This window comes from Nonomuraea sp. NPDC049695 (assembly GCF_040674955.1).
Classification (GTDB): domain Bacteria; phylum Actinomycetota; class Actinomycetes; order Streptosporangiales; family Streptosporangiaceae; genus Nonomuraea; species Nonomuraea helvata.
In genome coordinates this window covers 100994-112711 of record NZ_JBFANV010000013.1, presented here as the reverse complement: position 1 = coordinate 112711, position 11718 = coordinate 100994, and the positions used below count along the sequence as shown (strand labels likewise).

Annotated in this window: 11 protein-coding genes; all 11 read right to left on the bottom strand. The window is 72.1% G+C overall.

The window, feature by feature from the left end; genetic code table 11:
- Window positions 1-38: 38 nt before the first annotated feature.
- The 11 genes from AB0J64_RS14725 to AB0J64_RS14675 all read right to left on the bottom strand — a co-directional run bounded on the left by AB0J64_RS14725 (window position 39) and on the right by AB0J64_RS14675 (window position 11706).
- Window positions 39-854 (bottom strand): alpha/beta hydrolase, encoded by an 816-nt coding sequence (locus tag AB0J64_RS14725; RefSeq protein ID WP_364026066.1) that lies wholly within the window; start codon window positions 852-854, stop codon window positions 39-41.
- Window positions 830-1216 carry a VOC family protein gene (locus AB0J64_RS14720; protein ID WP_364026063.1) on the bottom strand — a complete coding sequence of 129 codons (387 nt, stop codon included), beginning with the start codon at window positions 1214-1216 and terminating at the stop codon, window positions 830-832. Before AB0J64_RS14720 ends, AB0J64_RS14725 begins: the two co-directional genes overlap by 25 nt.
- 86 nt (window positions 1217-1302) lie before the next feature.
- Window positions 1303-2259, bottom strand: coding sequence for a helix-turn-helix domain-containing protein (locus AB0J64_RS14715; protein ID WP_364026060.1), 957 nt, complete (start codon window positions 2257-2259; stop codon window positions 1303-1305).
- Window positions 2260-2392: 133 nt separating this feature from the next.
- A complete protein-coding gene (lipA, locus tag AB0J64_RS14710) occupies window positions 2393-3322 on the bottom strand; it encodes a lipoyl synthase (protein WP_364026057.1) in 930 nt (309 codons plus the stop codon).
- A 42-nt stretch (window positions 3323-3364) separates the two neighbouring features.
- Window positions 3365-4345 (bottom strand): hypothetical protein, encoded by a 981-nt coding sequence (locus tag AB0J64_RS14705; RefSeq protein ID WP_364026054.1) that lies wholly within the window; start codon window positions 4343-4345, stop codon window positions 3365-3367.
- A gap of 22 nt (window positions 4346-4367) precedes the next feature.
- Window positions 4368-5060 carry a lipoyl(octanoyl) transferase LipB gene (gene lipB, locus AB0J64_RS14700; protein ID WP_364026051.1) on the bottom strand — a complete coding sequence of 231 codons (693 nt, stop codon included), beginning with the start codon at window positions 5058-5060 and terminating at the stop codon, window positions 4368-4370.
- Window positions 5061-5097: 37 nt separating this feature from the next.
- Window positions 5098-5835: a peptidase E gene (locus AB0J64_RS14695; protein WP_364026049.1), complete on the bottom strand. Its 738-nt coding sequence runs from the start codon at window positions 5833-5835 to the stop codon at window positions 5098-5100.
- A 38-nt stretch (window positions 5836-5873) separates the two neighbouring features.
- On the bottom strand, window positions 5874-6767 hold the full coding sequence (locus tag AB0J64_RS14690; protein ID WP_364026048.1) for a TIGR01777 family oxidoreductase: 894 nt from the start codon (window positions 6765-6767) through the stop codon (window positions 5874-5876).
- Window positions 6768-7318: 551 nt separating this feature from the next.
- Window positions 7319-8782, bottom strand: coding sequence for a 2-oxoglutarate dehydrogenase, E2 component, dihydrolipoamide succinyltransferase (gene sucB / locus AB0J64_RS14685; RefSeq protein ID WP_364026045.1), 1464 nt, complete (start codon window positions 8780-8782; stop codon window positions 7319-7321).
- Between the two features lie 38 nt (window positions 8783-8820).
- The gene (gene lpdA, locus AB0J64_RS14680) at window positions 8821-10185 is read right to left on the bottom strand and encodes a dihydrolipoyl dehydrogenase (protein ID WP_364026042.1); all 1365 of its coding nucleotides are present in this window, start codon (window positions 10183-10185) and stop codon (window positions 8821-8823) included.
- Between the two features lie 51 nt (window positions 10186-10236).
- Window positions 10237-11706, bottom strand: a complete 1470-nt coding sequence (locus AB0J64_RS14675; protein ID WP_364026040.1) for a leucyl aminopeptidase — start codon at window positions 11704-11706, stop codon at window positions 10237-10239.
- Window positions 11707-11718 lie beyond the last annotated feature (12 nt).

Here is an 11718-nt window from a genome sequence, read left to right as displayed (position 1 = left end):
CCGAACGTCCGGAAGCCCGCCGCCGTGCCGGCACGGACTCAGGCGGCGACGAAGAACTCCAGGAGCTCGGGGACCAGCGCCTCGGGTGCGACATTGTGGGCCTGGTCCTCCAGCACCCGCCGCACCGCGCCCGGCACCGCCGCCGCGACCGCCAGCCCCGCGTTCGACATCCAGCCGGGGCTGTCCTCGCCGTTGAGCACGAGCGTCGGCTGCCTGACGGCGGCCAGCCGCCCGGCGGGCAGCGCGTTGCCCGGCCCCAGGACGGCGGCCTCGTAGGCGAGGGTGTGGGCCAGCGCCTCGAGCCCCTGCCAGGACGGCTGGGCGCGCATCGCCGCCACCGCCTCCGGCGGCGCCTCGGCCGCCTCCACCATGAACCGCTCCACCGCCTCCCCGCGCCTGCCCGCCCTCACCAGGGCGTCGAGCCGCGCCGCGAAGTCGTCCGGCAGCGGGGGCGCGCTGTCGTCCACGTGGTACGGCGGCTCCCACAGGGCCAGCTTGGAGATCGCCGGGTTCCGCACCGCGGCCTCCAGCGCCAGCGCGGCTCCTGACGAGCCGCCGAACACCATGGCCGACCCGCCCGCCGCCTCGATCACGGCCGCCAGGTCCTCGACCTCCCGCTCGACGGCGTACGGCGCAGTGTCCCCGCTGTCGCCTCGCCCTCTGCGGTCGTAGTCGTACACCGCGAACCACGGCGCCAGGGCGGCCGCCACACCGGCGAGCGTGGCGTGCCCCCTGGCCGTGAACGCGCCGTGGACCAGGACGACCGCCGGCCCGGAGCCGTACCGGTCGAAGGCGATGACGGTGCCGTCCGCCGAGGTCGCCTTGCCGCTCATCCGGCCGGCTGCACCAGGCACAGCGCCTCCCAGTGGTGCCCGTCGAGGTCGGCGAAGCCGCGCTGGTACCTGATGCCGTCCTCCTGCTGGACCCCCGCCGGGGCGGCGCCGGCCGCCAGCGCCTTGTCCACCAGCTCGTCCACCTGGGCGGGGTTCTCCATGCCCAGGACCAGGATCGCCTCCGTGCTCTTGCCCGCGTCGGCGATCTCCTTGGTGATGTACGAGCCGAACACCGGCTCGGTCAGCAGCATGACCTGCGTCTCCTGGCTGATGACCACCGACGCCATTCCCTCGGCCATGCCGAAGATGGTGAAGCCGAGCTCGGTGAAGAACGCCTTCGACCGCTCGAGATCCTTGACCGGCAGATTGACGAACATCTGCATGTCCTCAGTCCTTCCTTCGATGTGCCTTCAGTGTGCCGATCGAAGGGGGCGCCGGTCTTGGATCAGGGTGCCGGGCTGATTGACGTTCAGCGCACCGCGTTGGCGCGGCGGTACTCGGCGGGCGGCATCCCGTACGCGCGCTTGAACAGCCTGCTGAAGTGGGCCGAGTCCGGCAGCCCCCACCGGGCCCCGATCTCGCTCACGGACCGGGTGCCGCCCTCGGCCAGCTCCGCGCGGCAGCGCTCCAGCCGCCGCTGCCTGATCCAGGCGGCCACCGTGGTGTGCTCCGACTCGAAGAGCCGGTGCAGGTAGCGGAGCGAGATGTGGTGCGCGGCCGCGACGGTGGCCGGGTCGAGGCTGGCGTCGCCCAGCCGCTGCTCGACGAAGGCATGGATCTTCAGCAGCAGCATGCGCTGCCGGGAGTCCTGGGATAACGACCGCGTCTGCTCGACGCGTTCGGCGACGGCGGTGCTGATCAGATCCATCACCACCGTGGACAGCCGGGCCGCGCTCTCCGGGCGGTACGTCTCGAGGTCCATGGCCACCCGGCGCAGCAGCGGCACGGCCAGCGCGGCGGTGCCCGACTCGGCCGTGACGGGGACCGCGGTGAGCGTGTCCAGGGCGCCGCCCGGCAGGGACAGCAGGTCGCGCGGGAGGCTGAACACCGCGAGCTGAACCGCCGAGTCGTAGGCCAGCTCGTACGGCCTGGTGAAGTCGTAGATCGCGAACTCGCCCCTGCTGAGCTGGGCGTGCCGCCCGTCCTGGGCCACCCGCGGGCTGCCCGCCATGGCCAGCACCACGCGGTAGAGCTCCGGGCTGTCACGGCGGATCAGGCCCGGGGTCCGGTGGACGCTGTGCGGTGTGGACGTGCGCACCGTGCCGACGCCCACGGGGCCGAGCTGCCCGGCCTGGATCTCGCCCCGCAGCGGCGCGCCGGGGTCGATCCTGAGGTCGAGCGGGCCGAGCGTGTCGCAGACGATGGCTCGCCAGGCGTCGTGGCGCTGCTTGGCGGGCAGGTCACTCGTGCGGATCAGAACGGCCATCCCGTCGCTCCTCCGTCGGCTGCCCTGCCATGCTAACGATCCCCGGCACGCGTGGGCCGCCGCCAGAGGCCCCGGACACGAAGCAGCCCCGGGAGCGCGCGGGTGGCGGGTCCCGGGGCCGGCGGGTAGGTGGTCAGGCCGTCTGGCGGGCCTCGATGGCCTGCTTGTAGAGGCGGCCGGCCCGGTACGACGAGCGCACCAGCGGCCCGGAGAGCACCCCGGCGAACCCGATGGCCTCCGCCTCCGCCTGCAGCTCCACGAACTCCTCGGGCTTGACCCAGCGGTCCACCGGGTGGTGGCGGGGCGTGGGCCGCAGGTATTGCGTGATGGTCAGCAGGTCGGTGCCCGCGGCGTGCAGGTCGCGCATGGCCGAGACGACCTCCTCGCGCGTCTCGCCCATGCCCAGGATCAGGTTGGACTTGGTGACCAGCCCGGCCTCGCGGGCCATCGTGATCACGGCGAGCGAGCGGTCGTAGCGGAACGCGGGACGGATCCGCTTGAAGATCCGCGGCACCGTCTCGATGTTGTGGGCGAACACCTCGGGCCGGCTGGAGAAGACCTCCTCCAGCTGGTCGCGGTTGCCGTTGAAGTCGGGCACCAGCAGCTCGACGCCGCACCCGGGCAGCAGCCCGTGGATCTGGCGCGCCGTCTCGGCGTAGAGCCAGGCGCCGCCGTCGGGCAGGTCGTCGCGGGCCACGCCGGTCACGGTCGCGTACTTCAGGCCCATCTGCTGGACGGACTCGGCCACCCGGCGCGGCTCGTCGCGGTCGTACTCCTTCGGCTTGCCCGTGTCGATCTGGCAGAAGTCGCAGCGGCGGGTGCACTGGTCGCCGCCGATGAGGAAGGTCGCCTCGCGGTCTTCCCAGCACTCGTAGATATTGGGACAGCCCGCCTCTTCACAGACCGTGTGCAGGCCCTCCCGGCGCACGAGCGATTTCAGCTCGGTGTATTCGGGGCCCGTCTTCAGCTTGGTCTTGATCCACGGGGGCTTGCGCTCGATAGGGGTTTCGGCGTTACGCACCTCCAGGCGGAGGAGCTTTCGGCCTTCAGGAGCAACGGTCACCCACTCAGCTTACGTCGCCTCGGAAACCGGCCTGGTCGTGGGTCAGGAGATGAGGCCGAATCCGCGGATGGCCCGCGTGTAGTGGCCGAGCAGCTCCTCGTCGACGCGTTCGGAGTCGTGCGTGCCGAGCAGCTCGGAGTGCGGGGCAGAGGTGAGCACCCCGTCGTGGGTGAGCCTGGACCGGGACAGCGCGCCCTGCCTGATCGCCGCCGCGCTCTCGCCGCGCAGCGCCGCGGCCTGCATCGGCGCCAGGTAGCCGCCGCCGGCCAGCTCGTCCAGCTCGGCGAGCTCCCGTTCGGAGGCCGCCCGCCGGGCCAGCGCCTGCTGCCGGGCCAGGGTACGGGCCTCGCCGGCGCGGGCCAGCCGGGTCAGCGCGTACCGCACCAGCAGCACGGGGCCGCCGAGCACCCGCCCGAGCAGCCGGCCGAGAGCCCCCATCGCCTCGTACGTGGTGCCCGGATGGTCCACCGCGCCCAGTGAGGAGGCGGAGATCTGGGTCTGCGCGTCCTGCCTGACCCGCAGGGCCTCGGCCCCCATCAGGGCGTCCCGCCACGCCTCCAGCGTGGCCAGGGCCCCGTCCACGATCAGCTCGTCGCCGGTCGGGACCCGCGCGTACGCGGTGGCCAGCAGGGCCACCCGCTGCCTGGGCGGCAGCGCCAGCCAGAGCGGCAGCCCGATCGTCAGGACCGGGGTGCGCAGCGGGCCCACGCGCTCGTAGCGGGTCTCGGCCGTCAGGTCCCTGACCGCGACCTTCGCCGGCCGCCGTACGCCGACCCGGTCGGCCACGCGCTCCGCGACGCCGTACAGCTCCGGCGCCGACGAGCGGTCGAGCACCTCGGCGTCGGCGGGCAGGCCGCCCAGGCGCGGCCGCAGCGCCCACGCGATGGCCAGGCTGGTGCCGCCGAGCAGCCACGCGACCAGGTCATCGATGTGGGGCAGAATGATCCACGCGCCGAGCGCGACGAATCCGAGCGTCAGCAGGTGCACCACAAGGGCGAGTAAGACGGCGAGGAGGCGCTTCACACGGCCGATCGTACGCCGTCGATCACCGGCGGAGAAGGTCCTCCTCGTGGAGTTCGTACGACTCCATGCCGAGCGCCTCCGCCAGCCGCTTCTCCGCGATCGGCATGACCTCCTCGACCACGATGCGGCGGCCCGTCTCCGCCGACAGCGAGGAGACGCCCACGTCGGGGATGCCGCACGGCGTGATCCGGCTGAACCAGCGAGGGTCGTTGGCGCAGTTGAGCGCGAAACCGTGCATGGTGACGCCGCGCGCGACCCGCAGGCCCACCGCGCCGAGCTGGCGGTCGGGCAGGCCCAGGCTGGCGTCGCCGATCGCCCAGACGCCGCCGCGCCCCTTCACGCGTCTCGCCGTGACGCCGAAGTCGGCGCAGATCTGGATCATGGCCTCTTCGAGGCGGCAGGCGTACGTGACCACGTCGGTGACGGCGACGATCGGGTACGCCACGAGCTGCCCGGGACCGTGCCAGGTGAGGCGGCCGCCCCGGTCGACGTCGACGACCGGCGTGCCGTCGGCCGGACGCTCGTGCGGGGCGGTGCGCTTGCCCGCGGTGTAGACGGGGGCGTGCTCGAGGATCAGAACGGTGTCGGTCACCTCTCCGGCGACCCGCTTGCCGTGCACCCAGCGCTGCAACGACCAGGCCTGCTCGTAGGGGACGTCGACGCCGAGGCGGACGATGGCGAGTGCGTGGGGATCGTCCCCGTGGATGGGGCGCATGAGCCTATTGTGCCGTTCCCTCACCCGCGAAGGGTAATCAGGGGGTCAAGAGTCGTGGCTCGATCCTGAACTCCTTGACGCCGCCCGCCTCGTCGCTCTCGACCCGGTACGCGTAGCCGCCCGGCTCGACGGTCACCGCCTGGATGAACTCCGTGCCCACGTAGTGGAGGCCCACGCCCTCGTCGGCGGCGTACCCGCTGGGCAGCTCGCCGCTCGCCACCGACTCCTGGAGCAGCGGGCGGCGCTGCGGGTCGGAGTCGTAGTGGACGCCGCACGAGTAGGGCAGGAAGCCGAGGCCCTCGGCCCACACGCGCAGGTCGGGCCCGAAGGAGTCGGTGTTGCCGCCCACGTGCCAGCAGAGCGCGCCCGCGCTCTGCCCGGACAGCACCACCCCGGACCGCCACGCCTCCTCGAACGCCTCGTCGTAGCCGTGCAGCCGCCACAACGCCATGAGGTTGGCCACGCTGCCACCGCTCACGTAGATCATGTCCTGCTCGAGGATCCAGGCCCGCGGATCTTCGACGTTGGGCATGGGGAACACCGTCAGGTGGCTCAGCTCGACGTCCCACCCCGCGAAGGCGCCGTACATCTTGAGCAGCCAGTCGTCGGAGTCGCCGACGGCGGTGGCGACCAGCCCGAGCTTCGGGCGGTCCTGCCCCGTGAGGTCGAGGCCGTAGCGCAGCAGCGGGCTGGCCTCGATGAAGCTGTAGCGCCTGCTCGGACGGAAGGATCCGCCCCCGATGGCGAGGATGTGTGACTGTCCTGACCGGCTCATGTCAAGATTCTCCCACCTGTTGAAGGACGCACGGTTCCCTAGAGTACGGCGCTCAGGGCCTCGTCGAGGCGGGTATGGGCGAACCTGTAGCCGCTGTCGAGCAGCTTCTTCGGCTGGACGCGGTGGCCGGGCAGCAGCGCCTCCCGCGCGAACTCGCCGAGCCCCGCCGACAGTGCGAAGGCCGGGACGGGGATCGGCATCGTGCCCTTGCGCAGCGCTTTTCCGAGCGTGCGGGTGAACTCGGCATTGGTCACGGGCGACGGGGACGTGAAATTGACCGGCCCGGTCATGTCACGATTTTTCAGCACATGGACCGCCGCCCCGACCCAGTCCCGCACGGTGATCCACGACCAGTACTGCTTCCCCGACCCGAGCGGCGCCCCCAGCCCGATCCTGAAGATCGGCAGCACCTGCTGGAGCATCCCGCCCTCCCGGCCCAGCGCCAGCCCGGACCGCATCTGCACCGTCCTGACGCCGGCCTCACCCGCCCGCCGGGCCTCGCTCTCCCACTGCTCGCACAGGTCCGACAGGAAGCCGGTGCCCTTGCCCTGGCTCTCGTCGACCACCCGGTCGCCGGTGTCGCCGTAGAAGTCGACCCCTGAGGCGGACAGGAGCACCTCCGGCCTGTCCGACAGCCCGGCGATCGCGTCGACGAGGAGCCTGGTGCTCTGGATCCGGCTGTCGAAGAGCTCCCGCTTGTACGCCTCGCTCCACCGCCTGCCGCCGATCGACGCCCCGGCCAGGTGCACCACGGCCTCCGCCCCTTCGAGCGCGGCCCGGTCGATCTCCTGCCGGTCCGGCTGCCAGAACGCCTCGTCGGCCGCGCGCGGCTCGCGCCGTACCAGCCTGACGACCTCTTGCCCTTCGTCCCGCAACGCCTGCACCAGCGCCGACCCGAGCAACCCGGACGCGCCGGTCACGATGATCGCCATAACCCCACAGTACGCCCGCCCCGGCCCGTCTCCCTGGACGCGCCCGCCGGTGTCGTGCCCCACGGCCACCGCACCACGGCCAGGGCACCACAGCCAGGGCGCCAGGGCCACGGCTCCACGGCCACCGCTCCACGGCCACCGCGCCAGGGCCACGGCGCCCTCATGTCGGGCCGCCGTGCCCCCGGTGCCAGAGCAGCGGGGGCACGGCTGCGGCACACCGGTGGCGGCGCGGGCCGCAGAAGACCGCCGTGGCCATCGCACGGCCACAGGGGCCGTCGCGCGACCGCCGTCGCACCGCCGCCGCACCGCCGCCGTGGGCGCGTGTCGCGAGGCCCGCCCTCGACGTCCCAGGGCAGCGCGGTGATGTTCCAGAGCAGCGCCGCGACGCTCCAGGAAGGCGCAGCCACGTCCTGGGGCAGCGACGCGACACCCAAGGAAGTGACACGACACTCCAGAAAAGCGACACCACAGGAAAGCGTCACGACACCCCAGAGAAGCGAAAGGCCGGGCGGCCCCCCGAAGGGAGCCGCCCGGCCGGGCAAGCCGTGCGGCTACGCGAGGCCGAGCTGGGCCTCGAAGCGCCCCTCCTCCAGACGGCGCTTGACCGTCGTCAGGAAGCGGGCCGCGTCCGCGCCGTCCACCAGCCGGTGGTCGTACGTCAGCGCCAGGTACACCATCGACCGCACCGCGATGACCTCGCCCTCAGGCGTGTCGATCACCACGGGCCGCTTCACGACGGCGCCGGTCCCCAGCATGCCGACCTGCGGCTGGTTGAGGATCGGGGTGTCGAACAGGGCGCCACGGCTGCCGGTGTTGGTCAGCGTGAACGTGCCGCCCGTGATCTCGTCCGGGGTCACCTTGTTGGCGCGGGTGCGCTCCGCCAGGTCGGCCGTCTTGCGGGCCAGCCCGGCGAGGTTGAGGTCGCCGGCGTTCTTGATGACCGCCGCGATCAGGCCGCGCTCGGTGTCGACCGCGATGCCCAGGTGCTCGACGTCGAAGTACGTGACCTCCATGGTCTCGTTGTTGATCGTCGCGTTGAGCTTCGGGTGCTGCTTGAGCGCCTCGATGGCGGCCAGCTCGAAGAACGGCATGAACGACAGCTTGACGCCCTCGCGGCGCAGGAAGTCGGCCTTGGCCTGGTCGCGCAGCCGCGCGATCTTGGTGACGTCGACCTCGACCACCGTGGTGAGCTGGGCCGCCGTCTGCAGCGACTCGACCAGCCGCTTGGACATCGTCTGCCGCAGCCGCGTCATCTTCTCCGTGCGACCACGCAGCGTCGTGTCGACCTCCACGGGCTCGGGTCCCGTGGTGACCGGGGCCTGCGCGGCCGGAGCGGCGGCGGGAGCGGCCTGCGGGCCGGCGGCGGGAGCCGCGGCCGGAGCAGGCGCGGCCTGGGCCGCGGCGGCCTTGTCGCGCTGCGCCTTGGCCGCCTCCAGCACGTCCTGCTTGCGGATGCGGCCGCCGACGCCGGTGCCGGTGATCGCGTCGAGGTCGACACCGTGCTCGTTGGCCAGCTTGCGCACCAGCGGCGTCACGTACGGGCTCTCACCCGACGGCAGCGGCGTGGGCTCCGCGGGAGCGGCCTGCGGGGCGGGCGCGGCAGCCTGCGCGGGAGCGGGCGCCGGCGCCGGAGCGGGGGCCGGCGCCGGAGCGGGCTGCGCGGGGGCGGGCTGCGGGATCGAGGAGGCCGGGGGAGCCGGAGCGGGCTCAGGCTCGGGCTCGGGCTGCGGAGCCGGCGCGGGGGCCGCCTCCGGGGCCGGGGCGGCGCCGGCCTCGGCGTTCTCGTCGATGACGGCGAGCTCGGCCCCGACCTCCACCGTCTCGTCCTCGGCCACGACGATCTTGGTCAGGACACCCGCGGACGGAGACGGGATCTCGGTGTCGACCTTGTCGGTCGAGACTTCGAGGAGCGGCTCGTCGGCTTCGACGCGCTCGCCCTCCTTCTTCAGCCAACGGGTTACGGTGCCCTCGGTCACGCTCTCGCCGAGCTGGGGCATCTGTACGGAGACCGGCATCGTTATCTTCTCTCGCGTTCTGATCTCGAGGGCTTGGACTAGTTGTGTACGTGCAGCGGCTTGCCGGCCAGGGCCAGCATCGCCTCACCCATGGCCTCGGACTGGGTCGGGTGTGCGTGGATGAGCTGGGCGACCTCTGCGGGCAGGGCCTCCCAGTTGTAGATCAGCTGCCCTTCGGTGACGAGCTCGCCGATGCGCCGGCCCACCATGTGGACACCGACGACCGGGCCGTCCTTCTGGGCGATGACCTTCACGGCGCCTGAGGTGCCGAGGATCTGGCTCTTGGGGTTTCCCGCGAGGTCGTAGACCTGCTCGACGATCTCGATGCCGCGCTCGGCGGCCTGTGCCGACGTGATCCCGACGGAGGCCACCTCGGGGTCGGAGTAGGTGATGCGGGGCACGCCCGCGTAGTCGATGGGCGGCGGGTTGAGGCCGGCGATGTGCTCGGCCACCATGATGCCCTCCGCGAACCCGGCGTGCGCGAGCTGCAGGGTCGGGATCAGGTCACCGATGGCGTAGACGCCGGGCACGGAGGTCCGGCAGTGCTCGTCGACCACGACCGCGCCGCGCTCGATGGTGACGCCCTGCTCCTCGAAGCCCATGCCCGCCGAGACGGCGCCCCGCCCGACCGCGACGAGCAGCAGCTCGGCGTCGAGGGTCTTGCCGTTGGCCAGCGTGACGACCACGCCCGTCTCGGTGGTCTTGGCGCTGTCGAAGAAGACGCCCAGCTCGTACTTGATCCCGCGGCGGCGGAAGGCCCGCTCCAGCAGCTTGGAGCTGGACTCCTCCTCGGTCGGCAGCAGGTGCGGCAGCGCCTCGACGATCGTGACCTCGGCGCCGAACGAGCGGTAGACGCTGGCGAGCTCGACGCCGATCACGCCGCCGCCCAGGACGATGACGGACGTGGGGACGCGGTCCATCTTGAGGGTGTGCTCGCTGGTGATGACGCGCTCGCCGTCGATCTCCAGGCCCGGCAGCGTCTTGGGCGCCGAACCGGTGGCCAGGACGAGGTTGCGGCCCTCGTAGACCTCCGAGCCCACCTGAATGCGGTTGGGGCCGACCATGCGGCCCTCGCCCTCGACGATCGTCACGCCCGCGGCCTTCAGCAGGCCCTGCACGCCCTTCCAGGCCCGCGTCACGATCTTGTCCTTGAACGCGTGCACGCCCGGCACGTCGATGCCGTCGAAGCGCGCCTTGACGCCGTACGACTCGCTCTCGCGGGTCTCGTCGGCGACCTCGGCGGAGTGGAGCAGGGCCTTCGTGGGGATGCATCCCCTGTGGAGGCAGGTGCCGCCGATCTTGTCCTTTTCGATCAGCGCGACCGACTTGCCCAGCTCAGCCGCCCGAAGCGCGCAGGCGTAACCGCCGCTGCCGCCACCTAGGACGACGATGTCATAGGCCACAGGAAGGCTCCTTGTCGGGGTGTTCGTGATGCCGTCATCTTTTCATTTGTTTCAGATGCTCGCGTGCCGCTCTGCGAGTCCGATGAGTGTGCGGGTGATCGCGCCCGTGCCGCCCTTGGGGGTGTAACCGTACGGCTCGCCCTTGTTGAACGCGGGGCCGGCCATGTCGATGTGGGCCCAGCGCACGCCCTCGGGCACGAACTCCTTCAGGAAGATCCCGGCCGCCAGCATGCTGCCCCAACGCTCCGGCTGGAGGTTGGCGATGTCGGCGACAGGTGAGTCGAGGCCCCTGCGCAGCTCCTCGGGGAGCGGCATGCCCCACGCGCCCTCGCCCGCGGCCTGGGCGGACTCGACGACCAGCTCCCTGACGGCGTCGTCGTTGGCCATGACGCCGGCCGTGCGCCAGCCCAGCGCGACGATCTGGGCGCCGGTGAGGGTGGCCACGTCGACGATCAGGTCGGGCTGGTCCTCGGCGGCCCTGGCGATGCCGTCCATGAGCACCAGGCGGCCCTCGGCGTCGGTGTCGAGCACCTCGACGGTCTTGCCGCTGTAGCTGTGGATGACGTCGGAGGGGCGCTGCGCGGTGCCGCTCGGCAGGTTCTCCGCCAGGCAGAGGTAGCCGACGGCGTTCACCGGCAGGCCGAGCCTGGCGATGCCGATCATGGCGCCGAGCACCGCGCCCGCGCCGCCCATGTCGGACTTCATCCAGTCCATCGCCGCCGACGGCTTGAGCGACAGGCCGCCCGAGTCGAACGTGATGCCCTTGCCCACGAACGCCAGCCGCTTGCCGGCATCCGGGTGGGTGTAGGACAGGCGGACCAGGCGCGGCAGGTTGGCCGAGCCCTGGCCGACGCCGATGAGGCCGCCGTAGCCGCCGTCCTTGAGCTGCTTGTCGTCGAGCACCTCGACGGTCAGGCCGACCTTGTTGCCCTCCTGCTCGGCGATCTCGGCGAACTTGGCCGGCCACAGGTCCGAGGGAGGCGTGTTGACCAGGTCGCGGACCAGGGTGACCGAGTCGGCCAGGACGCCTGCGCGCTCGGCGACGGCGTCGGACTGGCCTGAGACCACGGTGAGCTCGGCGACCGGCGCCTTCTGCTCGCCGTTCGTGCGGTAGCGGGAGAAGGCGTACGCGCCGAGCAGCGCGCCGAGCGCGACAGCCTCGGCCTCCTCAGGGGTGTCGGCGGGCAGGGCGAGCGCGGCCCTGGCGGTGCCGGCGAGGGACCGCACGGCGGCGCCGGCGGCGCGGCGCAGGCCCTCGGCGTCGGCGGAGTCGCCCAGCCCCACCGCTACCAGCAGCGGAGCGGCTATGGCGCCGAACGTGGGCAGCTTGGCCACCTCACCTGCCTTGCCGGAGAAGGCGACGGCCTTGAGGGAGTCGGCGAGCTTGCCGCCGAAGGCGGCGTCAAGGGAGTCGGCGCCCGTGGCGGCCCGTGGGCCTTCCTGGCCTGACGTGAAGCCGACGATCAACGCGTCGGTGTCAACCGAGACTGGATCTGCTGAGTTCAGCCGCACAGTGGTCACGTAAACCGATGC

What these genes read in the sequence shown, in the direction of transcription:
- AB0J64_RS14695 (WP_364026049.1), bottom strand. Translation starts at nt 5,835, where the DNA reads ATGAGCCGGTCAGGACAGTCACACATCCTCGCCATCGGGGGCGGATCC.
- AB0J64_RS14715 (WP_364026060.1), bottom strand. Translation starts at nt 2,259, where the DNA reads ATGGCCGTTCTGATCCGCACGAGTGACCTGCCCGCCAAGCAGCGCCAC.
- sucB (WP_364026045.1), bottom strand. Translation starts at nt 8,782, where the DNA reads ATGCCGGTCTCCGTACAGATGCCCCAGCTCGGCGAGAGCGTGACCGAG.
- lipB (WP_364026051.1), bottom strand. Translation starts at nt 5,060, where the DNA reads ATGCGCCCCATCCACGGGGACGATCCCCACGCACTCGCCATCGTCCGC.
- AB0J64_RS14720 (WP_364026063.1), bottom strand. Translation starts at nt 1,216, where the DNA reads ATGCAGATGTTCGTCAATCTGCCGGTCAAGGATCTCGAGCGGTCGAAG.
- AB0J64_RS14690 (WP_364026048.1), bottom strand. Translation starts at nt 6,767, where the DNA reads ATGGCGATCATCGTGACCGGCGCGTCCGGGTTGCTCGGGTCGGCGCTG.